General features: G+C 68.4%; 23 protein-coding genes. 12 read left to right on the forward strand and 11 right to left on the reverse strand.

All coding sequences use genetic code 11. The features are described 5' to 3' along the window. Window positions 1-363: 363 nt before the first annotated feature. Window positions 364-1,383, forward strand: coding sequence for a mechanosensitive ion channel family protein (locus OUA97_RS06315; protein WP_267230972.1), 1,020 nt, complete (start codon window positions 364-366; stop codon window positions 1,381-1,383). Between the two features lie 6 nt (window positions 1,384-1,389). On the opposite strand, the gene OUA97_RS06320 is transcribed toward OUA97_RS06315, so the two are convergent. Next, window positions 1,390-2,094, reverse strand: a complete 705-nt coding sequence (locus OUA97_RS06320) for a class I SAM-dependent methyltransferase (RefSeq protein WP_267230973.1) — start codon at window positions 2,092-2,094, stop codon at window positions 1,390-1,392. 261 nt (window positions 2,095-2,355) lie between these two features. Between OUA97_RS06320 and OUA97_RS06325 the strand changes: the two genes are divergently transcribed. Then, entirely contained in the window at window positions 2,356-3,282 is a 927-nt protein-coding gene (locus tag OUA97_RS06325; protein WP_267230974.1) for a cation diffusion facilitator family transporter, read from the forward strand. 10 nt (window positions 3,283-3,292) lie between these two features. On the opposite strand, the gene dnaQ is transcribed toward OUA97_RS06325, so the two are convergent. The 5 genes from dnaQ to OUA97_RS06350 form a co-directional block, all read right to left on the reverse strand. Continuing rightward, window positions 3,293-4,000, reverse strand: coding sequence for a DNA polymerase III subunit epsilon (gene dnaQ / locus OUA97_RS06330; protein WP_267230975.1), 708 nt, complete (start codon window positions 3,998-4,000; stop codon window positions 3,293-3,295). Window positions 4,001-4,076: 76 nt separating this feature from the next. Then, window positions 4,077-4,703 (reverse strand): dephospho-CoA kinase, encoded by a 627-nt coding sequence (gene coaE, locus OUA97_RS06335; protein ID WP_267230976.1) that lies wholly within the window; start codon window positions 4,701-4,703, stop codon window positions 4,077-4,079. A gap of 126 nt (window positions 4,704-4,829) precedes the next feature. Further along, entirely contained in the window at window positions 4,830-5,672 is an 843-nt protein-coding gene (gene aroE / locus OUA97_RS06340) for a shikimate dehydrogenase (protein ID WP_267230977.1), read from the reverse strand. Further along, on the reverse strand, window positions 5,669-6,265 hold the full coding sequence (locus OUA97_RS06345; RefSeq protein ID WP_267230978.1) for a Maf family protein: 597 nt from the start codon (window positions 6,263-6,265) through the stop codon (window positions 5,669-5,671). The genes aroE and OUA97_RS06345 overlap by 4 nt, the downstream gene beginning before the upstream one ends. Further along, window positions 6,265-7,104 carry a pyruvate, water dikinase regulatory protein gene (locus OUA97_RS06350; protein WP_267230979.1) on the reverse strand — a complete coding sequence of 280 codons (840 nt, stop codon included), beginning with the start codon at window positions 7,102-7,104 and terminating at the stop codon, window positions 6,265-6,267. The genes OUA97_RS06345 and OUA97_RS06350 overlap by 1 nt, the downstream gene beginning before the upstream one ends. Before the next feature lie 513 nt (window positions 7,105-7,617). Between OUA97_RS06350 and hemE the strand changes: the two genes are divergently transcribed. From hemE to rho, 4 genes are all read left to right on the forward strand, one after another. After that, window positions 7,618-8,649 (forward strand): uroporphyrinogen decarboxylase, encoded by a 1,032-nt coding sequence (hemE, locus tag OUA97_RS06355; RefSeq protein WP_267230980.1) that lies wholly within the window; start codon window positions 7,618-7,620, stop codon window positions 8,647-8,649. After that, entirely contained in the window at window positions 8,649-9,674 is a 1,026-nt protein-coding gene (gene hemH / locus OUA97_RS06360) for a ferrochelatase (protein ID WP_267231008.1), read from the forward strand. Before hemE ends, hemH begins: the two co-directional genes overlap by 1 nt. A 9-nt stretch (window positions 9,675-9,683) precedes the next feature. Beyond that, window positions 9,684-10,145 (forward strand): CopD family protein, encoded by a 462-nt coding sequence (locus OUA97_RS06365; protein ID WP_267230981.1) that lies wholly within the window; start codon window positions 9,684-9,686, stop codon window positions 10,143-10,145. Window positions 10,146-10,534: 389 nt separating this feature from the next. Continuing rightward, window positions 10,535-11,956: a transcription termination factor Rho gene (gene rho, locus OUA97_RS06370; RefSeq protein WP_267230982.1), complete on the forward strand. Its 1,422-nt coding sequence runs from the start codon at window positions 10,535-10,537 to the stop codon at window positions 11,954-11,956. Between the two features lie 154 nt (window positions 11,957-12,110). Here rho and OUA97_RS06375 read toward each other — a convergent pair whose 3' ends face one another. Beyond that, window positions 12,111-13,082 (reverse strand): quinone oxidoreductase family protein, encoded by a 972-nt coding sequence (locus OUA97_RS06375; RefSeq protein ID WP_267230983.1) that lies wholly within the window; start codon window positions 13,080-13,082, stop codon window positions 12,111-12,113. Window positions 13,083-13,091: 9 nt separating this feature from the next. Next, on the reverse strand, window positions 13,092-13,787 hold the full coding sequence (locus OUA97_RS06380; RefSeq protein WP_267230984.1) for a dienelactone hydrolase family protein: 696 nt from the start codon (window positions 13,785-13,787) through the stop codon (window positions 13,092-13,094). A 204-nt stretch (window positions 13,788-13,991) separates the two neighbouring features. On the opposite strand from OUA97_RS06380, the gene OUA97_RS06385 reads away from it, so the two are divergent. The 6 genes from OUA97_RS06385 (at window position 13,992) to OUA97_RS06410 (ending at window position 20,035) form a co-directional block, all read left to right on the forward strand. After that, window positions 13,992-14,243 (forward strand): DUF6489 family protein, encoded by a 252-nt coding sequence (locus OUA97_RS06385; protein WP_267230985.1) that lies wholly within the window; start codon window positions 13,992-13,994, stop codon window positions 14,241-14,243. Continuing rightward, window positions 14,240-15,574 carry a tRNA uridine-5-carboxymethylaminomethyl(34) synthesis GTPase MnmE gene (mnmE, locus tag OUA97_RS06390; protein WP_267230986.1) on the forward strand — a complete coding sequence of 445 codons (1,335 nt, stop codon included), beginning with the start codon at window positions 14,240-14,242 and terminating at the stop codon, window positions 15,572-15,574. The genes OUA97_RS06385 and mnmE overlap by 4 nt, the downstream gene beginning before the upstream one ends. A gap of 280 nt (window positions 15,575-15,854) precedes the next feature. Then, window positions 15,855-17,705, forward strand: a complete 1,851-nt coding sequence (mnmG, locus tag OUA97_RS06395) for a tRNA uridine-5-carboxymethylaminomethyl(34) synthesis enzyme MnmG (RefSeq protein WP_267230987.1) — start codon at window positions 15,855-15,857, stop codon at window positions 17,703-17,705. Between the two features lie 4 nt (window positions 17,706-17,709). Further along, entirely contained in the window at window positions 17,710-18,345 is a 636-nt protein-coding gene (gene rsmG / locus OUA97_RS06400) for a 16S rRNA (guanine(527)-N(7))-methyltransferase RsmG (RefSeq protein ID WP_267230988.1), read from the forward strand. Between the two features lie 7 nt (window positions 18,346-18,352). Then, window positions 18,353-19,141 carry a ParA family protein gene (locus OUA97_RS06405; RefSeq protein ID WP_267231009.1) on the forward strand — a complete coding sequence of 263 codons (789 nt, stop codon included), beginning with the start codon at window positions 18,353-18,355 and terminating at the stop codon, window positions 19,139-19,141. 6 nt (window positions 19,142-19,147) lie between these two features. Beyond that, entirely contained in the window at window positions 19,148-20,035 is an 888-nt protein-coding gene (locus OUA97_RS06410; RefSeq protein ID WP_267230989.1) for a ParB/RepB/Spo0J family partition protein, read from the forward strand. 121 nt (window positions 20,036-20,156) lie between these two features. On the opposite strand, the gene holA is transcribed toward OUA97_RS06410, so the two are convergent. Genes holA through leuS form a run of 3 tightly spaced genes read right to left on the reverse strand, consistent with a single transcriptional unit; the run spans window position 20,157 to window position 24,308 of the window. Beyond that, complete coding sequence (holA, locus tag OUA97_RS06415) at window positions 20,157-21,209, reverse strand: DNA polymerase III subunit delta (protein ID WP_267230990.1); 1,053 nt, start codon at window positions 21,207-21,209, stop codon at window positions 20,157-20,159. A 13-nt stretch (window positions 21,210-21,222) separates the two neighbouring features. Further along, window positions 21,223-21,720, reverse strand: coding sequence for an LPS assembly lipoprotein LptE (gene lptE / locus OUA97_RS06420; protein ID WP_267230991.1), 498 nt, complete (start codon window positions 21,718-21,720; stop codon window positions 21,223-21,225). A gap of 5 nt (window positions 21,721-21,725) precedes the next feature. Continuing rightward, window positions 21,726-24,308: a leucine--tRNA ligase gene (gene leuS / locus OUA97_RS06425; protein ID WP_267230992.1), complete on the reverse strand. Its 2,583-nt coding sequence runs from the start codon at window positions 24,306-24,308 to the stop codon at window positions 21,726-21,728.

Here is a 24,308-nt window from a genome sequence, read left to right on the forward strand (position 1 = left end):
CCACTCAAATCAGGAGATTTGGCGGCGGTCTGCCTTGGCTCTGGAGCTGGGTGTCGACCGCCGCAACAACGAAGGGGTGTTGTTGCGGCCTACCTGCTTGCGGACTCGGTCATGGGTCCCATCCCGGTTCGAGGAAGCGCTTTAGCTAGAGCATTTTCCGCCGAAGTGGCTACCGGTTCGGCGAAGAAAATGCGCCCGATTCAAGGATTCCGGAGCGATCTCCGATCCGATTGGATCGGAAATCGCTCGAGGCCGCGTCCGCGCCAGCGCAAGCTCGGCCCCGCCGGGGCCAGGGTTTCCCCGAATATTCAGCCGGTCGCTTCTGCGCCTTGATCGAGGCTTCCTCGATGCGAGAGCGGGACGATGAACACCACATTCGCGGCGGTCGGTGACTGGTTGAGCTCCGGGGCCTGGCTGCATTTCGGCGGGCGGGCGCTGACGGCCATCGCCATCGTGGCCGCCGCCTACGGGCTCGTGCGGCTGATGCGCGCGCTTCTGGACCGCGTGCGACGACGCTCCAAGGCCGCCTCGCCGCTGATCTACATCTTCGAGCAGGTCGCCGGCTACGCCATGCTGGTGGTCGGGGTGCTGGCCGGCCTGGCCACGCTCGGCCTCGACCTCAGCTCGTTCACGGTCTTCGCCGGCGCCACCGGCGTCGGCGTCGGCCTGGGCCTGCAGGGCGTGGTCAAGGAGTTCGTCGCCGGCCTGGTGCTGATCTTCGACCCGACCCTCCAGGTCGGTGACTTCATCGAGCTGGAAAGCGGCCTGCGCGGCGAGGTCGTCGAGATCGGCGCCCGGGCCACCCGGCTGCGCACCAACGACGACGTCAATGTCGTGATCCCCAACTCCAAGCTGATGCAGAGCCAGGTGGTGAACTGGACCTACAACGAGGAATCCCGCCGCATCCACGTGCCGTTCACAGTGGCCGAGGAATCCGACAAGGCGCGGGTCCGCGACGTGGTGCTGGCCGCGGCCGAGGCGCTGCCGTTCACCCAGACCGACCTCGCTCACCGCCGGACCCAGGTCTGGATGACCGGCTTCGGCGGCGACGGCCTCGACTTCGAGCTGATCGTCTGGCCGAGCGCGGAATCTTCGCGCCACCCATCCTCGATGCATGCCGCCTACACCTGGGCGATCCACGAGGCCCTGCGGGCGGCCGGCGTCAAGAGCGCCTCGCCGCAGCTCGATCTGCGCCTTCGCAACCTGTTCGGGCGCGAGGGCGACCATGCGCTCGACACCCTGAAGCTGAAGGCCGAGGCGCCGCCGCGCCAGCAGCCTCCCGGCTCGGCGCCCAACGACGCCGTCGCCGCGGTCTTCGACGATGCGGTCCGCAATACGCGGGCCCGGACGGCCGAGCCCCGCAAGCGCGAGACCCAGCCTTAAGCGGCCTCAACCCGGCCGTTCGGCGACGAAGCTGGCATAGACGCCGTCCTGCACGTGCTCGACGATCTCGAATCCGCAGTCGGTCAGCATCCGCGCGATCGCCCAGGCGAAGGTCGAATACTCCTCGCGGATATGACAGGCGCCCTCGGCCCGCGAATAGCCGGTGTTCTCGCTCAACCAGACGATCCAGCCCTCGGCCGCCTGCGCCAGTTCGCCCGGCGCTTCAGTGAACATGACGTCGCGCAGATAGAGCCGGCCGCCAGGCTTCAGCGCGGCATAGATCCGCGCCAAGGCCATGGCCTTCCAGAAATCGGGCAGGTGGTGCAGGGCGTTCTTGGCGGTGACCAGGTCGAAGCCCTGCTCGGGCGCCTCGAACGACAGGAAGCCGGCGCGCTGGAAGCTGAGATTGGGCAGGTCCTCGGCCCGCGCCTGCGCCGCCGCCAGCATCGCGGCCGAGACGTCGATCGCCACCACCGAACGGCACATCCGCGCCGCTTCGCGGGCCAGGATGCCGGTGCCGCAGCCGATGTCGGCCATGGTCATGTGCGGTTTCAGCCCGAGCTCGCTCAGCAACGCCCGGTCGCGCTCGGCCGAGCCGCCCTGTCTGGCGTCATAGGTGGCGACTTCCTGCTCGTCCTCGAAATCGAGGCCGACCTGGCGGGCGTCGTCGTACCACCAGTCATAGGCGTTCGGGATTGGCGGGGTCTGCATGTCGGGTCTCCATCGGAATGCGGATGGAGAGCGCGCCGATCCATCCGCAGATTTGCGGGGATCGGTGGCGCGAAAGGCTATGGCCGAGCGCGGTCCTGCATCCCCGGGGCGGGGATGGCTACGGTCTGGACCTGGATGCGCTGTGAGGGCATGAAGGCAAGCTATGACGTAACGCCGGTCCGCGACAAGCGCTTGGCCCTCGACGGACGGCCGCCGATGAGCTCTCCTGGCGGCGGTTGAGCCAACAGGTGCGCCCGCCGCATGACGCTGCAATCGACCACGCCGCACCCGTCGGCCAGGGAGGAACGTCTGCTCGCGACCTCGATGGCGACGACCATCGTCTTCGCGGTGGCCAGCATCGGGTTCGGGCTCTGGCTCGGCTCCAAGTCGGTGACCTTCGACGGGTTCTACGACCTGATCGACGCGGCGATGACCGCCATCGCCCTGCTGACCGTGCGGCTGATCGCGCGCGGCGACGACCGCCGCTTCCAGTACGGCTACTGGCATCTGGAGCCGATGCTGGCCCTGCTCAACGGTCTGGTGCTCAGCTTCGCCTGCGCCTACGCCTTCCTCGACGGGCTGAACGGGCTGCTGGCCGGCGGCCGAAATGTGCAGTTCGGCCTCGGCGCGGTCTATGCGGGGGCCAGCAGCGTGCTCAGCTTCGGCATGTTCGCCTATGTGCGCAGTTCGGCCCGCCACCTGAATTCCCAGATGCTCGACGTCGACTCCCGCTCCTGGCTGATGGGCGGGGTGCTCAGCGCCGCCCTGTGCCTCAGCTTCCTGATCGGCCGCGCGCTGACCGGCAGCGGCGCCGAGTGGATGGCCCCCTATGTCGACCCGATGATCCTGGTGATCGTTGCGGTCTGCCTCGCCCCGTTCCCGGCCTTGACCCTCTGGCGCGCCAGTCAGGACATCCTGATGATCGCGCCGACTGCGCTCGACCAGCAGGTGCGCGAACTCGCCGCTGAGGTCGCCGCCCGTTACGGCTTTTCCGGTTACAGCTCCCACGTCGTGCGCTCGGGCCGCCAGCAATTCATCGAGATCGGCTTCGTCGCCCCGTCCGGACAGACGACCATGAGCTTCGAGCAGCTCGACACCATCCGCCGCGAGATCGCGCTGGCGATGGGCGGGCTCAATCCCGGCTACTGGCTGACCGTCGACTTCACGGCCGACGAACGGTGGATCTGAAGCGTCGGCTCTAGAGCCCGAACTTGCCCCAGAGTTCCTCGTTCTTGACCACTTCGCGCACGAACTTGGCATGTAGCTCGCGCTCGGCGTCGGTCGAGCGGAAGGGCAGGGGGCGCGGCCGGGCGCCATAGACCGCAGCCTTCGCCACGGCGACGGCGTGGGCCGCCATTTCGCGGGTGGTCAGCTCCAGGGTTAGGGCGCGGCCGCCCTTCAGCTCGAGGTAGACCGCCGCCAGCAGCCGGGCGTCGATGAGCGCCCCGTGCTTTTCCCGCTCGGAGAGCGAGATCTTGAAGCGCTTGCAGAGTGCGTCGAGCGAGTTGTGCATCCCTGGAAAGCGCTTTCGCGCCAGAGCCAGGGTGTCGATCCAGCGCTCCTCCGGAATGCCAGCCAAGCCCAGCCCCTCCAGCTCGTAGTTCACGAACGTCCGGTCGAAGGTGGCGTTGTGGGCGATGATCGGGGCGTCGCCGACGAACTCCAGGAAGTCTTGATGGATCTCCTTGTCGCGGAACTTCGGCTTGCCGCGCAGGAAGTTCGCCGACAGCCCGTGGACCTTCTCGGCCTCGGGCGGCATGTCGCGCTCGGGATCGATATAGACGTGGAAGCTGCGCCCGGTCGGCAGGTAGTCCTCGATCTCCAGGCAGGCGAGTTCGACCAGCTTGTGGCCCAGATGCGGCTCGAAGCCGGTGGTTTCGGTGTCGAGAACGATCTCACGCGCCATGGAAACTACTTCGGCTGCTTCGAGCCGCGCTTCAACCCGGCGGCTTGTCGCGAAGACCCTTTAGCTTTGGACAAAATCAGGGCGCGGAGCTCCGCGCGCTCTCGGGCCTGCGCTGTGGATCGCGCATGGTCGCGATGATCTCCGCCACCTGTTCGCGGGCCCGCTCCAGGCCGCGGCCGGTGTCGACCACGAAATGGGCTCGAGCGCGCTTTTCAGCGTCGTGCATCTGCCGCGACAGAATGGCGTCCAGCCGCTCGGCGGTCATGCCGGGTCGGGCCAGCACCCGTTCGCGCTGCTGGGTTTCCGGGGCCGAAACCACCACCACCGCGTCCATATTGGCGTGGCCGCCGGTCTCGTAGAGCAGGGGGATGTCCAGCACGACCATGTCGGCCTTGGCGTCCTCCGCCGCCTTGAAGAAGTGGATCCGGTCGGCGCCGACCAGCGGATGGACGATGGAATTGAGCTTGGCCATCGCCTCGTCGTTCCCCAGCACCCGTTGGCGCAGGGCTTCGCGGTCGACGGCGCCGTCCTTGGTCACGCCCGGAAACGCCGCCTCCAGCGGCTCGACCGCCGCGCCGCCCGTCTCATACAGGTCGGCCACCGCCGCGTCGGCGTCGTAGACCGGGATGCCCGCCTCGCGGAACATCTTGGCGGTCGTCGACTTGCCCATGCCGATGGAGCCGGTCAGGCCGATGATGAGCATGCAGTCCTCGCACTCAGAAGTGTCTTCCCGGTTTCGACCGAAGGTCGAAGGCCGGGACCTATGAACACCAGATGGCGCCCGATGTCGCCCAAGCCATTCAGCGACGGAGGCAATGGGTTGTGGGTCTCACAACCCCAGCGCCTTGATCGCCAAGGCCCGCACATCGACATCGCTCGGCGGCTTCTGGCCGTAGAAATACTCGAAGCTCGGGACGGCCTGGCCGATCAGCATGGCCAAGCCGTCGACCGTCCGCCGCCCCAGCTGTTCGGCCTGCGCCAGGAACGGGGTCTTCAGCGGCTTGTAGACCATGTCTATCACCACCGCGTCCGCCGGCGTCGCGTCCAGCGGAACCTCCAGCCCGGCCGCGCCGGACAGCCCGGCCGAGGTGGCGTTGACCACCGCGATCACGCCCTCGAACGCTGCAGCGGCCTCGGTCAGCGGATAGGCCTGCGCGCCCAGCGGTTGGGCGATCTCCTGCGCCTTCAGCAAGGTGCGGTTGACGATGCGGACCTGCGGGCAGCCGGCTTCAACGAAGGCCGCCGCCGCGCCGCGCGCCGCGCCGCCGGCGCCCAGGATCGCCACCGGCCCGGCTTTCGGATCAAAGCCCGGGGCCTGCTCGGCGAACGCGCCCAGCATCCCCAACCCGTCGGTGTTGTCGGCGAAGATCGTGCCGTCGTCGCGGAACACGAGTACGTTGGCGGCCTCCGCGCTCCTGGCCCGGAAGCTGGCCTCGTCGGCCAGGGCCAGCGCCTCGCCCTTGAACGGCAGGGTGACGTTCAGCCCCGCGACGCCGCCGCCGCGAAGGGCTTCGGCAAAGGCCGTGAACCGGCCCGGCTGGGTGGAGAACGGCACATAGACCCCGTCGATCCCCGCCGCCGCCAGCCACGCGTTGTGCAGGATCGGGCTCATCGAATGGACGATCGGACGCCCGACCACCCCGGCGACCTTGGTCGCGCCGGAGATGCTCATGGCGTCAGCACCCCATGCCGGCGGAAGAGATCCAGGAGGCCCATCAGCGGCAGGCCCAGGATCGCGAAATAGTCGCCCTCGATCTTCGAGAACAGCTGCGCGCCCGGGCCTTCCAGCCGGTAGCAGCCGACCGAGCCCAGCATCTCCTCGCCCTCCAGCGCCAGGTAGGCGTCGAGGAAGTCGTCGGAGAAGTCGCGCATGGTCAGGGTCGCCGAGACGATCTCGCGCCAGATCGGCGTCCCGTCCTTGGCCACCACCACCGCCGAATGCAGCTTGTGGGGCTTGCCGCGCATGGTCTTCAGCCGTTCGGCCGCCGCCTCCAGCGTCTCGGCCTTGTCGTAGAGCTGGCCCTCGAACTCCAGGGTCTGGTCCGAGCCGATCACGAAGCCGGGACGGCCGGCGGAGATCTTCACCGCCTTGATCTCTGCCAGGGCGTCGGCGACGTCGCGCGGGGTCGCGCCTTGCGCCAGCATCGCGGTCTTGACCGCGTCCTCGTCGACGCCGGCCACCGCCACCTCGAATGGCACGCCGGCCCCGGTCAGCACCGCACGCCGCGCCGCGCTCTTCGAGGCCAGGATGATCTGCTCGCCCATCAGCCCAGCACCTCGACCTGGCCATGGCCGCCGTGCAGCAGGTTCAGCACCGCCGCGGCCGTTTCCTCGACGCTGCGGCGGGTGACGTCGATCACCGGCCAGCCCTGGCGCTCATAGAGCCGCCGCGCCTTCACCGTCTCCTCGCGCACCGCTTCGATGTCGATGTAGCTCGACTCCCGATCCTCCTTAAGGCTCAGCAGCCGGTTGCGGCGGATCTGGATCAGCCGGTCGGGCGAAATGGTCAGCCCCACCACCAGGGTGTTCTTCAGGTCGAACAGCTTTTCCGGCGGCGGCCGGGTCGGCACCAGCGGCACGTTCGCCGCCCGCACCCCGCGATGGGCCAGGTAGATGCAGGTCGGGGTCTTGGAGGTCCGCGAGACGCCGACCAGCACCACGTCGGCCTGCTCCAGGTCCTGGCCGCCCTGGCCGTCGTCATGGCCGATCGCGTAGTTCAGCGCGTCCATGCGGTTGAAATAGTCGTTGTCGAGCGCGTGCTGCACGCCCACCCGCCGGCTGATCGAGGCGCCCAGATAGCGCTGCAGCGAGGAGACCAGCGGGTCGAGCGCGGCGATGCACGGCATGTCGAGCCGCCGCACGCCTTCTTCCAACGCCGTGCGCAGCTGGTCGTCGACGATGGTGTGGATCACCACGCCGGGCGCTTCCTCGATGTCGGTCAGCGCCCGCTCCAGCTGCCGGGGCGAGCGGACCAGCGCGTAGATGTGCTCGATCGGCAGCACGTTCTCGAACCGGGCGCACACCGCCCGCGCCATCGCGTTCAGCGTCTCGCCGGTGGAGTCCGACACGAGGTGGACGTGGAAGTAGGTCGCAAAGCGGGTCATGGAGCCTTTGCCGGCGCGTAAAGGGGAATCTGCAGGGTGCGGATCGCAAAGCTGGGGATGAAAGAGTCGAAACCTTCTTAACGAAGCCGGACCGTTTTGGGGAAGAGTCGCCGCGGCGGCGGGCCGGTTGTGAACGGACGGGAAAACAGCCGCAGTTTGCGCCCGGCTCGTCCACGGCTCCGTTAGTTAAAAAAGGATGAACAGGGCCTGCTTCCGAGAGCGGTCTAACGACTCCCGTTCGTCATCGTTGACTCCCTGTTAACCCTTTAACGAAAGGTAAACGGCAGTTGGGGTTTAGCGGTTTTCCCCGCAACTCACAGGTATGGCTTAACCATGTTGGAAACCGCCCGATCGCCTTGTTGAAAAGGGGTTGGCGCGGTATGGCCGGGGGAAGTTGTCCCCACTTCTCCAAGGGCCAACCTCTAACTCCACTTCCCATTTAAGAATCTTAGATAAGAAGAAGAAGGGCAGGCGGGCTTGAGCCTTTCGTCCGAAGCCGGTTTAACGAGCCGCATGTCGGGACATGAAACACCGCGCCTCCTGCGGGCGCTCGCAGGCGAAACCCTCGATCGGCCGCCGGTCTGGTTCATGCGCCAGGCCGGCCGTTCGTTGCCGGAGTACCGCGAGCTGCGGGCCCGGGCCGGCGACTTCATCGCCTTCTGCCACAATCCGGAGATGGCCGCCGAGGCGACGCTGCAGCCGATGCGCCGCTTCCCGCTGGATGCGGCCATCGTGTTCGCCGACATCCTGCTGATCCCGCGTGCGCTGGGCCAGGACGTCTGGTTCGAGGCCGGCGAGGGGCCGCGGCTTGGCGAGCTACCGCCGATCGAGGCGCTGGCCGACCAGATCGAGGCCTCCACCGGCCGGCTGTCGGAGATCGGCGAGACCCTGAGCCGCGTCCGCGCCGAGCTTGAGCCCGAGCGCGCCCTGATCGGGTTCGCCGGCGCGCCGTGGACCGTCGCCACCTACATGATCGAAGGCCGCGGTTCGCAGCGCGAGGCCGCCCGCGCCTATGCTTATCGCAACCCCGAAAAGCTCGACGCCCTGCTGGACGTGCTGGTGGAGTCCACCGCCCGCTACCTGGTCATGCAGGCCAAGGCCGGCGCCCAGGTGCTGAAGCTGTTCGAGAGCTGGGCCGAGAGCCTGTCGGAGGACATGTTCGAGCGCATCGTCATTCGCCCGCACACGGCGATCATCGAGAAGGTCCGCGCCGCCGGGATCGAAGTTCCGTTCATCGGCTTCCCGCGCGGGGCCGGCGCCCAGGTCGCCAACTACGCGGCCAAGGTCCCGGTCCAGGCCGTCGCCCTCGACACCCAGGCCACCGCCGCGCTCGGCCGCCAGATCCAGGCCGGCGGCAAGACCATCCAGGGCGCGCTCGACAACCTGCTGCTGCGCGCCGGCGGCCCGGCCCTCGACGCCCGGGTCGACGCCCTGATCGAGCAGTGGAACGGCGGCCCCTACATCTTCAACCTCGGCCACGGGGTGATGCCCGATACGCCGATCGAGCATATCGAGCGGACGATCCGCAGGGTGACCGGTAAATGATGAAGCTGGCCGTCGTCCTCTTCAACCTCGGAGGACCGGACGGGCCCGAGGCGGTGAAGCCGTTCCTCACCAACCTGTTCAGCGACCCGGCGATCATCAGCCTGCCCGGCATCGTCCGCCTGCCGCTGGCCCGGATGATCGCCTCGGGCCGCGAGGACACCGCCAAGGCCAACTACGCGATCATGGGCGGCGCCTCGCCGCTGCTGCCGGAGACGAAGCGCCAGGCCGAGGCCCTGCAGACCGCGCTCACCGCCGCCCGTCCGGAGCTGGAGACGCGGGTCTTCATCTCGATGCGCTACTGGAAGCCGTTCGCCGACCAGACCGCCCGCGAGGTGGCTGAGTTCGCGCCCGACCAGGTGGTGCTGCTGCCGCTCTATCCGCAGTTCTCGACCACGACCACGGCCTCGTCGCTGAAGGACTGGGCGCGCGCCTATCGCGGCCCTGGGGCCAGCCACGCGGTCTGCTGCTATCCGACCGCCCCGGGGCTGGTGGAGGCGCACGCCCGCGCGATCAGCCAGACCTGGCTGAAGGCCGGACGGCCGGACAATGTGCGGCTGCTGTTCTCGGCCCATGGCCTGCCGGAAAAGGTGATCAAGGCTGGCGACCCCTACCAGGTTCAGGTCGAGGCCACCGCCCGCGCCGTGGCCGAGCTGCTGCCCGAACTGCCCGACTGGAGCGTCTGCTACCAGAGCCGGGTCGGCCGCCTGAAATGGATCGGCCCCTCGACCGACGAGGCGATCCGCCAGGCCGCCGCCGACGGCCAGGGCGTGTTGGTCAGCCCGATCGCCTTCGTGTCCGAGCATGTCGAGACCCTGGTCGAGCTCGACCACGAGTACGCCGAACTGGCCCGGACGCTGGGCTGCGCGCCCTATCTGCGCGCCCCGACCCCGACGATCGACGGCGCATTGATCGATACCCTGGCGGCCGCGACGCTGGAGGCGCTAGGTCGCGGCGCCGCGCCGGCGCCGTTCGGGACGTGGCGTTGTCCGGCGGCGCATGGCAAATGCGCCTGTAAGATGGGCTAGGGGGAGCCGATGAACCACTTCGACCTGCTGCGCGGCCTGCACATCATCGCGGTGATCGCCTGGATGGCCGGCATGATGTACCTGCCGCGGCTCTACGCCTACCACACCGAGACCGCGCCTCCGGGCAGCGAGTTCGACAAGCACTTCCTGGTCTGGGAGCGCAAGCTCCTGAAGATCATCATCAATCCGGCGATGATCATCGTCTGGGCGCTGGGCGTCGGCCTGATCCTCTATCACGTCTATGCGGTGGGCGAGGGGTGGGGCTTCCTGCTGCAGCCGTGGATGATCGTGAAGCTGGCCGCCGTGCTGTTCATCTCCGGCTGGCACGGTTTCCTGGCCGGCTCCTACAAGAAGTTCCTGGCCGGCCAGCGTCCGAAGTCGGCGAAGTTCTGGCGCGCCACCAACGAACTGCCGTTCCTGGCTGCGGTGGTCGCCGTCCTGGCCGTGACCCTTCAATTCGGCCAGCGCTGATCCTATTTGCGCTTCGGCGCGTCATCCCGGTTTCGCCGCAGGCGAAGACCGGGACCCGCGCCGGCTGCGTAGGACGCGGCTGGGGCGAGCCCTGGTCTATACGGTGTTCATGGGCCCCAGTCTGGCTTCGCAAACCGGGGCGACGTCTTGAACGCCAGCCCCGCGACCGCAGCCACGCTTGACCAGCCGCCCGGCATGTGGTTCCGCTGACCGCACGTGGAGTCGCGCCGCGAAGCCACGCCCCGCCTTTTCCCGTGCGCCGCGCGCTGAACATCAGCCGCTGCGGCCCGGTCCTAGAAAAATTCATCGGCGCGCACCCCGCGCCATGTTCGATTCCCCCGGCGCCCGAAGTCCGTTCGGCCCCCGCCTGGGACCATCAGAGTAATATCATGAGCCAAGACACCCCCGCCCCGACCGAGGAAACCCCGGTCGAAAACGTGGAAACCCCGGTCCTCGAGGACGCCCAGGTCGAAGCCGGCGCCGAGGCCGAGGACGAAGAAGACGAGGGCCCCTCGGAGGTCGCCGCAGCGATCGCCGCCATGGGCCTCACCCGCATGTCGCTGCAGGAGCTGAAGGACAAGTCGCCCGCCGACCTGCTGTCCTTCGCCGAGACGCTGGAGATCGAGAACGCGAACTCCATGCGCAAGCAGGACATGATGTTCGCGATCCTCAAGGCCCTGGCCGAGGAAGGCGTGCAGATCTCCGGCTCCGGCACGCTGGAGGTCATGCAGGACGGCTTCGGCTACCTGCGCAGCCCGGAAGCCAACTACCTCTCCGGCCCCGACGACATCTATGTCAGCCCCTCGCAGATCCGGAAGTTCGGCCTGCGCACCGGCGACACCGTCGACGGCGGCATCCGCGCCCCGCGTGAGGGCGAGCGCTATTTCGCCCTGGTCAGCGTCGACCAGATCAATTTCGAAGCGCCGGAAAACGTCCGCCACAAGGTCCTGTTCGACAACTTGACGCCGCTCTATCCGGACCAGCGTCTGAAGATGGAGATCGAGGACCCGACCCTGAAGGACCGCACCGGCCGGGTCATCGACATCGTCGCCCCGCTCGGCAAGGGCCAGCGCTGCCTGATCACCGCTCCGCCGCGGGTCGGTAAGACGGTGATGCTGCAGAACATCGCCAAGTCGATCGAGACCAACCACCCCGAGTGCTATCTGATCGTCCTCCTGATCGACGAGCGCCCGGAAGAAGTCACCGACATGCGCCGCACCGTCCGCGGCGAGGTGGTGTCCTCGACCTTCGACGAGCCGGCCACCCGCCACGTGCAGGTCGCCGAAATGGTCATCGAAAAGGCCAAGCGCCTGGTCGAGCACAAGCGCGACGTGGTCATCCTGCTGGACTCGGTCACCCGTCTCGGCCGCGCGTACAACACCGTCGTCCCGTCGTCGGGCAAGGTGCTGACCGGCGGTGTCGACGCCAACGCCCTGCAGCGCCCCAAGCGCTTCTTCGGCGCGGCGCGGAACATCGAAGAAGGCGGCTCGCTGACCATCATCGCCACCGCCCTGATCGACACCGGCAGCCGGATGGACGAAGTCATCTTCGAAGAGTTCAAGGGCACCGGTAACTCGGAAATCATCCTGGACCGCAAGGTCGCCGACAAGCGGATCTACCCCGCCGTCGACGTCATCAAGTCGGGCACCCGCAAGGAAGATCTCATCACCCCGAAGGAGCACTTGCAGAAGTCGTTCATCCTGCGCCGCATCATCACTCCGATGGGCGCCCAGGACGCGATCGAGTTCCTGCTCGACAAGCTCCGCCAGTCGAAGAACAACGAAGACTTCTTCCAGTCGATGAACACCTAGGGCGTCACGCCTTAGCGGACACGAAAAAGGGGCTCGCGGCGACGCGGGCCCCTTTGTTTTGAGCCAACTAACTGACTCTAAACATGTTTCACGTGGAACACCCGGTATTGTCCCGGGGTGTCGCCCCGCTGCGCGCCGCGGGGACGGAAGACCCCTACGGGATCAGTAAACTAGCCCCGACCGTCTCGCGGCCCTCCAGGGCCTCGTGCGCCCTGCGGGCGTCGCCCAGTGCGAAGGTCTGGCCGATGTCGATCTTCACCGCGCCGGACTTGATCACGTCGAACAGGGCGCCGGCGCTCTCGTCCAGCTCCTCTGTCGTCGCCGTGTAGTCGAACATCGTCGGGCGGGTGAAGAACAGCGAGCCGGCCTGCGACAGCCGCAGCGGCGCGAACGGCGGCACAGGTCCCGAGGCGTTGCCGAACGAGACGAACATCCCGCGCCGCGCCAGGCTTCCCAGGGTGCCCTCGAAGGTCGCGGCTCCGACCGAGTCATAGGCCACCGGCACGCCCCGGCCGTCGGTCAGCCGCCGGACCTCGGCGGCGACGTCCTGATCGCGATAGAGGATGACGTGGTCGGCGCCGTGGCCGCGAGCCAGTTCGGCCTTGGCTTCGGACCCGGCGGTGCCGATCACCCGCGCCCCCAGGTGTTTGGCCCACTGGACCAGGATCGAGCCGACGCCGCCGGCCGCCGCGTGCACCAGGATGGTGTCGCCGGCCTTCACGGGGAATGTGCGCCGAACCAGGAACTCGGCGGTCATACCTTTCAGCAGCGCTGCGGCCGCGACCTTGATGTCGACGCCTTCGGGCGCCTTCACCGCCCGGGCGGCGTTGGTGACGTGCAGCTCCGAATAGGCGCCGATGGGTCCGGAGGCGTAGGCCACGCGGTCGCCGGCCTTGAAGCGCTCGACGCCGTCGCCCACCGCCTCCACCACCCCGGCGGCCTCCAGCCCGAGGCCCGACGGCAGCTTCACCGGATAGAGGCCGGTGCGGTGGTAGGTGTCGATGAAGTTCACCCCCACCGCCTCATGCCGCACCAGGATTTCCCCGGCCTTGGGGGAGGGGACCTCCACCTCCACCAGTTCAAGCACCTCGGGCCCGCCGGTGCGCTCGATACGGATCGCTTTCATCGTTGCCTCTCAGGCCAGGTGTTGATTGAAGAACGCCAGCGTGCGGCCGCCCGCCAGCTTGGCGTCGGCGGCGTCATAGTGCTCGCCGCCCTCGCGGGCGAAGGCGTGGTCGCGGCCGGGATAGGTGAAGATCTCGACCTGCGGATGGTTCTTCAACTGGGCGAGGATCAGGGCCTGGGCTTCCTTCGGCACGAACTGGTCTTCCTCGGCGATGTGCATCAGCAGCGGATGGGCCTGCTTCTCGCTCTCGACCAGGTGCTTCTCGATACCGACGCCGTAGTAGGCGACCGACGCGTCCGCGTCCGTGCGGGTCGCCGTCAGATAGGCCAGCAGGCCGCCCAGGCAGAAACCGACCGCTCCGACCTTGCCGTTGACCTCGGGCAGCGCGCGCACATGGTCGATGGTCGCGGCGATGTCCTTCACCCCGGCCTCGACGTCGAAGGCGTTGTACAGTTCAAAGGCCTTCTTCCATTCGGCCTCGGACTGGTCGGTGATGTCGATCCCCGGTTCGATCCGCCAGAACAGGTCGGGACAGACCGCCAGGAAGCCGGCCGCGGCCAGCTCGTCGCAGACGCCGCGCATCACCGCGTTCACGCCGAAGATCTCCTGGATGACCACTATGGCCGGCGCCTTCGGATTGCCCGGTCGCGCCACGTAAGCGGCGAACTGGCCGTCGTCGGTCTTGATGGTGGTGGTCTCACCCATCGGTAACTCCCGTCTCAGAAAACTTTAGGCCCTGCGCGCTACTAGCGCGCGGCAGCCGAGAGTGGATACCGGTTTCGGCGACCGCCGCGCGCTCACTTTTACGAGTGGTCCCTATCGAGCCCGGCTGGATAGGGATGGCGCGGACGCCCCGGCTGCGCTCATAACGATGTGGTCAAGCATCACGTCGGCTGTAGGGTTATCCGAATGAAGATGACGATTGAAATCGACTGCTCGCCCCAGGAGGCCCGCGCCTTCCTCGGTCTTCCGGACGTGTCCGGTCTCAACGACAAACTGGTCGAAGAGATGCAGAAACGCATGACGGCGAACATGGCGATGCTGTCGCCAGACGAGCTGATCAAGAACTGGACCGCGTTTGGGGTTGGGGCGCAGGAGCAGTTCCGCAACCTGATGAACGCCGCGGTCGACGTCGGCATGGGCGCCGCCCGCTCCAAATGACCGACACCATCTTTGCGCCCGCCACCGCCGCCGGGCGATCGGCGGTCGCGGTCGTGCGGCTGTCGGGACCGGCGACCGGCGCGGCGCTGAAGGCCCTGGCCGGCAAGCTGCCCCGACCGCGCGAAGCGGTGCTGCGCACTCTGCGCGACGGGGACGGGCGCGCCCTCGATCAGGCCCTGGTGCTCTGGTTCGAAGGACCGGCCAGCTATACCGGCGAGGACGCCGCCGAGTTTCACGTGCACGGCGGCCCGGCCGTGGTCGCCGGGCTCTTGGAGGCGATCGCCGCCCAGGGGCTGCGGCTGGCCGAACCCGGAGAGTTCACCCGCCGGGCCTTCGAGAACGGCAAGCTCGACCTGGCCCAGGCCGAGGGGGTCGCCGATCTGATCGAGGCCGAGACCGAGGCCCAGGCCCGCCAGGCGCTGGACCAACTGGGCGGTGCGCTCGGCCAGGCCCAGACCCGCTGGCGCGACGGGTTGATCGAGGCGCTGGCCATGTTCGAGGCCGCCGTCGATTTCCCGGACGAGGAGGTGCCCGCCGATGTCGCCGCCCGGGCCCGGCCCGCGCTGCAGAGCCTGATCGCCGAGCTGGAGCACGCCGTCGCCGGCGTGAAACGCGGCGAGCGGGTCCGTGAAGGATTCCGGGTCGCCCTGGTTGGGGCCCCCAACGCCGGCAAGAGCACTATCCTCAACGCCCTGGCCGGGCGGGAGGCGGCGATCGTCACCGCCACGCCCGGCACGACCCGCGACGTCATCGAGGTGCCGATGCGGCTGGCCGGATACAAGGCGCTGCTCGCCGACACCGCCGGCCTGCGCGACACTCACGACGAGATCGAGGCAGAGGGCGTGCGCCGGGCCCGGGCCTGGGCCGATGAGGCCGATCTGCGGATCTGGGTGGTCGACGGCGCCAGCGACGCGGCCGCCACCGTCCCGGCTCTGCATCCGCATGACCTCTGCTTGATCAACAAGGCCGACCTCGGGCAGGGGGCCGAGACCGGCCACGCCCTGGTCGAGGCCCGGGCGCTGAATGTGGAGGTTCTTAGACTCTCGGCCTGGAAACCTGACGATATCTCGGCGCTGGAAAAGGCGCTGGAGCAGCGGGTGGTCGACGCCCTGGCCGGGGCCGAGCCGCCGACCGCCACGCGCCTGCGTCACCGCGAACTGCTGTCCGAGGCGCTTGAGCGGCTTAACCGAGCCCTGGCGCTGGACGACGACCTGGAGCTGGCGGCGGAGGACGTGCGCCTGGCGGGACGGGCGTTGGACCGGATCACCGGGCGGATCGACCCGGAAGACGTGCTCGACCGTGTGTTTTCCAGCTTCTGCATCGGCAAATAGCCGCCGTTTCACGTGAAACACGGCCTCCAATTGCTCCCCCGTTGGGGGAGCTGTCAGCCGACCGGCTGACTGAGGGGGCTTGCTGAGTCAGCAGACCCCCTCCGTCTCGACGCTCTGCGTCGATCCGCCTCCCCCGTTGGGGGAGGAACTGATCGCTGTTTCACGTGAAACACCCCTTCGCGCGTTAACGGAATCCCACGTGAAAACCCCCCCTTTGTTCGCTATATAGCTGCTGATCACGCCCCCGGCCGTCCCGGGGGCGTCTTCCGTGGAGACGAGCTTGAGCGCCTGGGACGTCATCATCATCGGGGGAGGGCACGCCGGCTGCGAGGCTGCTGCGGCTTCCGCGCGCGTCGGCGCCAAGACCCTGCTGCTGACCCACAAGCTCGAGACCATCGGCGAGATGAGCTGCAACCCCGCCATCGGCGGGCTTGGCAAGGGCCACCTGGTCCGTGAGATCGACGCGCTCGACGGCCTGATGGGCCGGCTGGCCGACCAGGCCGGTATCCAGTTTCGGATGCTCAACCGCTCCAAGGGGGCGGCGGTGCGCGGCCCGCGCAGCCAGATCGACCGCAAGCTCTATCGCCAGGCGATGCAGGCCGAGCTCGCCGCCACCCCGAACCTCACCGTGATGGCCGAGGCGGTGGAGGACCTGATCGTCGTGGACGGCGTCGTCCAGGGCGTGGTCGGGGCCACCGGGACCGAATACCGGGCCGGCCGCGTGGTGCTGACCACCGGCACCTTCCTCAAGGGCCTGATCCATCAGGGCGACACACGCGTCCCGGCCGGCCGGGTCGGCGACGCGCCGGCCATCGGCCTTTCGGACCGGCTCTACGCCTCGGGGCTGACCATGGGCCGCCTGAAGACCGGCACGCCGGCGCGGCTCGACGGCTCGACGATCGCCTGGGACGGCCTGGAAATGCAGGCCGCCGACGACGAGCCGGCGCCGTTCTCGTTCCTGACCGACAAGATCACCGTGCCGCAGATCTCCTGCGGGGTGACCTACACCAACGCCCAGACCCACCAGATCATCGCCGAGCGGCTGACCGAGTCGGCGGTCTATGGCGGCCGCATCAACGGCCGGGGCCCGCGTTACTGCCCGTCGATCGAGGACAAGGTCGTCCGCTTCGGCGACAAGGACAGCCACCAGATCTTCCTGGAGCCCGAGGGCCTGGACGACGACACCGTCTATCCGAACGGCATCTCGACCTCGGTCTCGAGCGAGACCCAGGACCTGTTCCTGCGCACCATCCCCGGCCTCGAGAATGTCCGGGTGAAGCGCTACGGCTACGCGATCGAGTACGACTACGTCGATCCGCGCGAGCTCTATCCGACCCTGGAAGTGAAGAAGCTGCCGGGCCTCTATCTGGCCGGCCAGATCAACGGCACGACGGGCTATGAGGAGGCGGGGGCCCAGGGGCTGGTCGCCGGCCTCAACGCCGCCCGCGCCGCCTCGGGCCAGGACGCGGCCGCCTTCGGTCGCGACGAGGCCTATATCGGCGTGCTGATCGACGACCTGACCACGCGCGGCGTCACCGAGCCCTATCGGATGTTCACCAGCCGGGCGGAGTTCCGCCTGACCCTGCGCGCCGACAACGCCGACCAGCGGCTGACCGCGCGCGGTATGGCCTTGGGCGTCGTCGGTGTTTCACGTGAAACGTCGTACCTCGCCAAGGCGGCCGAACTGGCCCGCGCGCGCCAGCGGGCAGGGGAGTTGATCCTGTCTCCGAACATGGCCCAGAAGGCCGGCCTGCCGGTCAAGGCCGACGGCGTGATGCGCGACTTCGTGCAGCTGCTCGCCTACCCCACCATCGGCTTCGACGACCTGGCCCGCGTGTTCCCGGAGGCCGCCGAATGGTCGCCGGTGGTGCGCGAACAGCTCGAGATCGACGCCGCCTACGCCGGCTACCTCGATCGCCAGGCCGCCGACGCCGCCGCCTTCCGCCGCGACGAGAACCTGCGCTTGCCGGCCGACCTCGACTATGCCGGCGTCGGCGGGCTCTCCAACGAGGTGCGCGAGAAGCTGATCGCCGTCCGCCCGCTGACCCTCGGCCAGGCCGCGCGGATCGAAGGCGTCACGCCCGGCGCGCTCACGGCCCTGCTGGCCCACGTTCGTCGTCGCGCCGCCTGATCGCATGACCCAAGACGTGAATGACGCCGCCGCCTTCGCGGCCGCCACGGGCGCCAGCCCCCACGCCATCGCCGATCTCGAGCGCTACCGGTCATACCTGGCCGAGTGGAACGAGAAGATGAACCTCGTCGGCCCCGCGACGCTCGATGTCTTCTGGTCGCGGCACGCCTGGGATTCGGCGCAGATCCTGCCCCTGGCGCCCGACGCCCTGACCTGGGCTGATCTTGGAACCGGCGCAGGACTTCCCGGCATCGTGTTGGCGATCATGGGAAAAGACCGTCCCGGCTTTCACGTGCACCTGGTCGACAGCTTGACGAAACGCTGCCGGTTCCTGAACGAGGTGGTGACCGGCTTGCAGCTGCCGGCGACGGTTCACAATTCACGTGCGGAAGACTTGTCGCTGACTGTGGATATCGTCACGGCCCGGGCTTGCGCGCCTCTGTCGCGGCTGCTGGGGTATGCCCAGCCCTACTTCAAGCGAGGCGCGCAGGCGCTGTTCCTGAAGGGGCAGGAGGTTGCGTCCGAACTCGAAGACGCGGCGAGGACCTGGGATTTCGAGGCGGACGTGGCGCCCAGCTTGAGCGACGCCAGAGGCCGGATCGTGCGTGTGAGGAGGCTCGGCCGTGGCCGGAAAAGCTAAGCAAGGTCTGCGTGTCCTGGTGGTCGCCAACCAGAAGGGCGGGGTGGGCAAGACCACCACGGCCATCAACCTCGGCACCGCGCTGGCGGCCGTTGGCGAGAAGGTGCTGCTGATCGACTCCGATCCCCAGGGCAACGCCTCGACCGGCCTCGGCGTCGGCCGCGCCCAGCGCAAGGTCACGCTCTACGACGTACTGATGGGCGAGCAGCCGATCGTCTCGGCGGTGGTCCACACCGCCCTGCCAGGCCTCGACCTGGTCGCCGCCGACCCGGACCTGTCCGGCGTCGAGCTGGAGCTGGGCCAACAGGCCCGCCGCTCGTTCAAGCTGCGCGACGCGCTGGAGCCGATCCGCGCGTCGGGCGAGTACACCTACGTGCTGATCGACTGCCCGCCGTCGCTGAACCTGCTGACTGTCAACGCCATGGCCGCCTCGGACGCGGTGCTGGTGCCGCTGCAATGCGAGTTCTTCGCCCTCGAAGGCCTGACCCAGCTGCTGCGCACGGTCGACCTGGTGCGCGGCAGCCTGAACCCGAACCTGGAGATCCAGGGGGTGGTGCTGACCATGTACGACCGCCGCAACAGCCTGTCGGAACAGGTCGCTCGCGATGTCCGGGGGCACTTCGGCGAGACGGTCTACAACACGGTCATCCCGCGCAACGTGCGGGTCTCCGAGGCGCCCAGCTATGGCAAGCCGGTGCTGGTCTATGATCTGAAGTGCACGGGCTCGCAGGCCTATCTGAAGCTGGCGCGCGAGGTCGTGCTGCGGGAACGCGATCGCCGCAAGAAGGCGGCGTAAGGAAATATGATGGTCGAGAAGCGTGGATTGGGCCGCGGCCTGTCGGCCCTGCTGGGCGATGTTGACGAGGCCAAGGTGGTGGCGGGGGCCCCGGCCGAGGAGATCTCCGGCGTCCGCGAGATCCCCATCGAGCTGATCCACCGCAACGAGCACCAGCCGCGCTGGGTGTTCACCGAGGCCGAGGTCGAGGAGCTGGCCAGCTCGATCCGCGAGAAGGGCGTGCTGCAGCCGATCCTCGTGCGGCCCGCTCCCGGCCTGCCAGGCGAGTGGGAGATCGTCGCAGGCGAACGCCGCTGGCGCGCCAGCCAGAAGGCCGGCCTGCGGGTCATGCCGGTGCTGGTCCGCGAGTTGGACGATGTCCAGGTGCTCGAGATCGGCGTCATCGAGAACGTTCAGCGGGCCAACCTGAACCCGATCGAAGAGGGCGCCGCCTATCAGACCTTGATCGAGAAGTTCGGCCGCACCCAGGAAGAGGTCGCCGAAAGCATCGGCAAGAGCCGCAGCCACGTGGCCAACACCCTGCGGCTGATGAACCTGCCGGAGCCGGTGCGGAACTATGTGCTGGAGGGCAAGCTCTCGGCTGGTCACGCCCGGGCCATCCTGACCGCCGACGATCCCGTCGCGCTGGCCGAGCGCATCATCGCCGGCGGCCTGTCAGTGCGGGAGGCCGAGGTGCTGGCACGTGGCGGCGCACCGGCCGCCAGCCGTCCGAAGTCGGGCTCGAAGAAGGCGGCCAAGGACACCGACACGCAGGCGCTCGAGGTCGACCTCGCCGACGCGCTCGGCCTTGACGTCGAAGTGCTCGACAAGGGCGGAGTCGGCGAGCTGCGGATCAAGTACGCGACGCTCGAACAGCTCGACGAACTGTGCCGCAAACTGACCGCGCGAGCCTGAGCTCTAAGTCATTGATTTAAAAGGGCGTGAAATCGGAATTCGCGTTCTCGCGACGCGGGCGTCCTGAGATACGGCGAGACGAGGCTTCGCGCGCCACAGCGGCGATTTCAAAACTGGCCATTTAGAGGCCCAGGCGGCGCGCGCGGCCGGCGATGGTCAGGGCCAGTCGCTCGGCGATCAGGCTGTCGGGCGAGCCGGCGGTCTTGCAGGCCTTGTCGGCGGCGAGCACGTCGGGCTGCAGCCGGTCGAGCTCGGCCAGCGACCAGCTGCGGGCCTGTCGCAGGAACTCGCGCTCCTGCTTCCAGAAAACGCCTGAGGCCTTGGCGGCCTCCTGCAGGCCAGCACCGTTCTTGGCCAGGGTCAGAGTGCGGCGCATCCGGCCGAGATACATGCTGATCGCCCGGATCGCGGCGGCCCCGGCCTCGCCCTCGGCGGCGGCGCGGCGCAGGCCGGCCTGGGCTTCGGCCAGCTTGCCGCCGAAGGCGTCGGCGGCGGCGTCGGAGAGCGAGGCCTCTGGCTCCACCCCGAGGAAGTCGTCCAGGTCCCGCGGCGCGGCGGTCCGGCCGCTGCCCGGCTCCAGGTAGAGGGCCAGGCGTTCGATCTCCTGGCGCGCGACGCCGCGCTCCTTGGGCAGGCGCCCGACGAACAGCTGCAGGGCCTGGGCGTCGAGGCCGACCCCGTCCTGGGCCAGCACCTCGCGCACCAGCCGCGCGACGTCGCCTGGCTCGTCCTCGTAGCAGGGGATGGCGACGGCTTCGGCGGCCTTCTCGGCGGCCTTGCGCAGGGCGGAGTCGCGGCCGAGGTTGCCGGCCTCGACGATGAAGAAGGCGTCGGGGTTCAGCTTGCCCTCGGCATGAGCGACGAGCGTCTCGGCGACCTGCTTGTCGAGGGCGGTCTTTTCGGTCGCGAAGCGCAGTCGCACCAGCCGTCGGCCGCCCATCAGCGACTGCGCGGCGAGTTCGCCTTCCAGCCGGGCGCCGTCGGAATCGAGGTCGCCGTCGGTCAGCAGTGCGACGTCGAACGGGTCGTCGAGGTTGGGAACGAGCTTGCGCGCCAGCTGCAGGCCGCGGTCGCGGACCACGCCGGTGTCGCGCCCATAGATCACGGCCGCCCGGATCGGCGGTTCCGGCCGGGCCAGAAAGCGCTCGATGTCGGGCCGCTTGGAAAGGATCACGGCCTTGAAATCCTTACGATTTACCCTGCGCCGCCAGCCAGGCGGCCAACTCCAGCTGGATCAGGCGTGCGCACTCGGCCGCGGCGCGGTCCTGGGCGTCCTGCTGGGCGGTGATCGAGGCATAGGGCTGGTCGGCGCTGTCATAGGTGACCTGGGCGCGGGTCGAGCCCTTCTTGACCGGCGCGCCGGAGGTGACTGAGACCACGGTATAGTTGGCGGTCAGCACGTACTCGTAGCGGGTGGCCACATTGTCGACCCGCAGGCCGCGCGGATAGCGGGTCTCCGACAGGGCCAGGTCCATGCGGTACTTCGGCGCCTGACCCTTGGCGTTGGCCAGGGCGTCGTCCAGGTGTTCGCGGATCAGCTGCCCGGTGCGGCCGGGCGGGGTGGTCACCTGCACCGAGTGCAGCTGCGCCGTCACCGCCGGATCGCCGTAGAGCGGGGTAAACCCGCAGCCGGCCAGGGTTAGGGCCCCGGCGGCGATGAGGGCGGAAGCAACGACGCGGTTCATGCAGGTCACCCGGCCACGATGTTGATGATGCGGTCCTTCACGACGATCACCTTCTTGATCGCCAGGCCCTCAAGGCGCCGCGCGATCTCCGGATCGTCAAGCACGATCTTCTCAACATCGGCCGGTTCGAGACCGGCGGCGACCGAAATCTCGCCGCGCCGCTTGCCGTTCACCTGGACGGGCAGGACCTTGACCGCGTCCTGGGTCAGGGCGGCGTCGAAATCGGGCCAGGGGGCGGAGACCACCATGCCGTCGCCGCCGATCCGCGCCCAGGCTTCCTCGGCCAGGTGCGGGGTGAACGGCGAGATCAGGCGCGCGAACGCCGACAGGGCCTCATGGCGCGCAGCCAACACCGGCGCCGTCGCCTTGTCGGCCGGGAATTCCTTGAGTTTATTCAGGAATTCGTACATTCGGGCGATCCCGGAGTTGAACCGGAAGGTCTCCACCGCCTCGGTCACCGCCTTGATGGTGCGATGGGTAAAGGCGCGCAGCTCGTCGGCCTTCGGGTCCGGGGAGGGGGCCGGCGCCGGACCGGCCGGCTGGCTGTCGAACTCGTTCCAGACGCGGTTGACGAAGCGCCAGGCGCCGTCGACCCCGGCGGCCGACCACTGGGTGTCGCGCTCCGGCGGACTGTCGGACAGCACGAACAGGCGCGCGGCGTCGACGCCGTAGACCTCGAAGATCTCCTCGGGCGCGACGGTGTTGCGCTTGGACTTCGACATCTTCTCGACGTCGCCGATCACCAGGGGCTCGCCGGTCTCGACCATGACGGCGCGGCGGGTCCCGCCTTCCGCCAGCAGTTCGATTTCCCTCGGTTCGACCCATTCGCCGCTTTGCCGGCGATAGGTCTCGTGGGTGACCATGCCCTGGGTGAACAGGCCGGCGAACGGCTCGCGCACCGACAGCATGCCCTCGTCGGCCAGGGCGCGGGTCACGAAGCGGGCGTACAGCAGGTGCAGCACGGCGTGCTCGATGCCGCCGACATACTGGTCGACCGGCAGCCAGTAATCGGCCGCGGCCTTGTCGATCGGTTCGCTGGTCTCGGTGTCGGCGAACCGCGCGAAGTACCAGGAGCTGTCGACGAAGGTGTCGAGGGTGTCGGTCTCGCGGGTCGCCTCGCCGCCGCACTGCGGGCAGCTGGCGTTCTTCCAGGTCGGGTGCCGCGCCAGGGCGTTGCCGGGCTTGGAGAAGTCCATGTCGTCAGGCAGCACGACCGGCAGCTGGTCCTTGGGCAGCGGGACCACCCCGCACTTGGCGCAGTGGACGACCGGAATCGGGCAACCCCAACCGCGCTGGCGCGCGACGCCCCAGTCGCGCAGGCGGAACACAGTCGCGCCCTTGCCCTGGTTCTGGGCCTCGATCCTGGCGATCGCCGCGGCCTTGGCCGGTTCGATCTCCAGGCCATCCAGGAAGTCCGAGTGGAAGATCGTGCCGGGGCCGGTATAGGCCTCGTCGCCGATTTCGAAGGCGGCCGCATCTTCGCCTGGCGGCAGCACCACGGCCTTGACCGGCAGGCCGTACTTGCGGGCGAAATCCAGATCGCGCTGATCGTGGGCCGGGCAGGCGAAGATCGCGCCGGTACCGTAGTCCATGAGGATGAAGTTGGCGATCCAGACCGGCAGCCGCCAGTTCGGGTCGAATGGGTGGGCGACGGTCAGGCCGGTGTCGAAGCCGATCTTCTCGGCGGTCTCGATCTCCGCCTCCGAGGCCCCGCCCTTGCGGCATTCGGCGATGAAGGCGGCGACCTTCGGGTCGGCGGCCAGCTGCTCGGCCAGCGGATGGTCCGGGGCGATGCCGACGAAGCTCGCGCCGTACAGGGTGTCGGGACGGGTGGTGTAGACCTCCAGCCCGTTCTCGAAGCCTTTCGGGGCCTCGCCGGTCCAGCCGAAGTTGAACTTCAGCCCCTTGGAGCGGCCGATCCAGTTTTCTTGCATCAGCCGGACCTTGTCCGGCCAGCGATCCAGGGTCTTCAGACCCTCGATGAGCTCCTCGGCGTAGTCGGTGATGCGCAGGAACCACTGGTTCAGCTTGCGCTTTTCGACCACCGCGCCGGAGCGCCAGCCGCGGCCGTCGACGACCTGCTCGTTGGCCAGCACGGTCTGGTCGACCGGATCCCAGTTGACGATGCTTTCCTTGCGGTAGACCAGGCCGCGCTTCCACAGGTCCAGGAACCAGTCCTGCTGCTTGCCGTAGTAGGCCGCGTCGCAGGTCGCGAACTCGCGCGACCAGTCGATCGACAGGCCCAGCTCCTTCAGCTCGGCCCGCATCTTGGCGATGTTGTCGTAGGTCCAGCCGCGCGGATCGACGCCGCGCTCCATGGCCGCGTTCTCGGCCGGCAGGCCGAAGGCGTCCCAACCCATCGGGTGCAGCACGTTGAAGCCGCGGGCGCGCTTGTAGCGGGCCACCACGTCGCCCAGCGAGTAGTTGCGCACATGGCCCATGTGCAGACGCCCCGACGGATAGGGGAACATCTCCAGGGCGTAGTACTTCGGCACGCCCGGCGTCGGGGGACCGGCCCGGAACACGTCAGCGTCCGCCCAGGCCTTACGCCACTTGGGCTCGGTCTCTTTCGGGTTGTAGCGGGCCAT

Source organism: Phenylobacterium sp. 58.2.17 (assembly GCF_026411515.1).
Taxonomy (GTDB): Bacteria; Pseudomonadota; Alphaproteobacteria; order Caulobacterales; family Caulobacteraceae; genus Phenylobacterium.

Coding starts and splice junctions, on each gene's coding strand:
- OUA97_RS06315 (WP_267230972.1), top strand. CDS start 364: ATGAACACCACATTCGCGGCGGTCGGTGACTGGTTGAGCTCCGGGGCC.
- OUA97_RS06320 (WP_267230973.1), bottom strand. CDS start 2,094: ATGCAGACCCCGCCAATCCCGAACGCCTATGACTGGTGGTACGACGAC.
- OUA97_RS06325 (WP_267230974.1), top strand. CDS start 2,356: ATGACGCTGCAATCGACCACGCCGCACCCGTCGGCCAGGGAGGAACGT.
- dnaQ (WP_267230975.1), bottom strand. CDS start 4,000: ATGGCGCGTGAGATCGTTCTCGACACCGAAACCACCGGCTTCGAGCCG.
- coaE (WP_267230976.1), bottom strand. CDS start 4,703: ATGCTCATCATCGGCCTGACCGGCTCCATCGGCATGGGCAAGTCGACG.
- aroE (WP_267230977.1), bottom strand. CDS start 5,672: ATGAGCATCTCCGGCGCGACCAAGGTCGCCGGGGTGGTCGGGCGTCCG.
- OUA97_RS06345 (WP_267230978.1), bottom strand. CDS start 6,265: ATGGGCGAGCAGATCATCCTGGCCTCGAAGAGCGCGGCGCGGCGTGCG.
- OUA97_RS06350 (WP_267230979.1), bottom strand. CDS start 7,104: ATGACCCGCTTTGCGACCTACTTCCACGTCCACCTCGTGTCGGACTCC.
- hemE (WP_267230980.1), top strand. CDS start 7,618: ATGTCGGGACATGAAACACCGCGCCTCCTGCGGGCGCTCGCAGGCGAA.
- hemH (WP_267231008.1), top strand. CDS start 8,649: ATGAAGCTGGCCGTCGTCCTCTTCAACCTCGGAGGACCGGACGGGCCC.
- OUA97_RS06365 (WP_267230981.1), top strand. CDS start 9,684: ATGAACCACTTCGACCTGCTGCGCGGCCTGCACATCATCGCGGTGATC.
- rho (WP_267230982.1), top strand. CDS start 10,535: ATGAGCCAAGACACCCCCGCCCCGACCGAGGAAACCCCGGTCGAAAAC.
- OUA97_RS06375 (WP_267230983.1), bottom strand. CDS start 13,082: ATGAAAGCGATCCGTATCGAGCGCACCGGCGGGCCCGAGGTGCTTGAA.
- OUA97_RS06380 (WP_267230984.1), bottom strand. CDS start 13,787: ATGGGTGAGACCACCACCATCAAGACCGACGACGGCCAGTTCGCCGCT.
- OUA97_RS06385 (WP_267230985.1), top strand. CDS start 13,992: ATGAAGATGACGATTGAAATCGACTGCTCGCCCCAGGAGGCCCGCGCC.
- mnmE (WP_267230986.1), top strand. CDS start 14,240: ATGACCGACACCATCTTTGCGCCCGCCACCGCCGCCGGGCGATCGGCG.
- rsmG (WP_267230988.1), top strand. CDS start 17,710: ATGACCCAAGACGTGAATGACGCCGCCGCCTTCGCGGCCGCCACGGGC.
- OUA97_RS06410 (WP_267230989.1), top strand. CDS start 19,148: ATGATGGTCGAGAAGCGTGGATTGGGCCGCGGCCTGTCGGCCCTGCTG.
- lptE (WP_267230991.1), bottom strand. CDS start 21,720: ATGAACCGCGTCGTTGCTTCCGCCCTCATCGCCGCCGGGGCCCTAACC.
- leuS (WP_267230992.1), bottom strand. CDS start 24,308: ATGGCCCGCTACAACCCGAAAGAGACCGAGCCCAAGTGGCGTAAGGCC.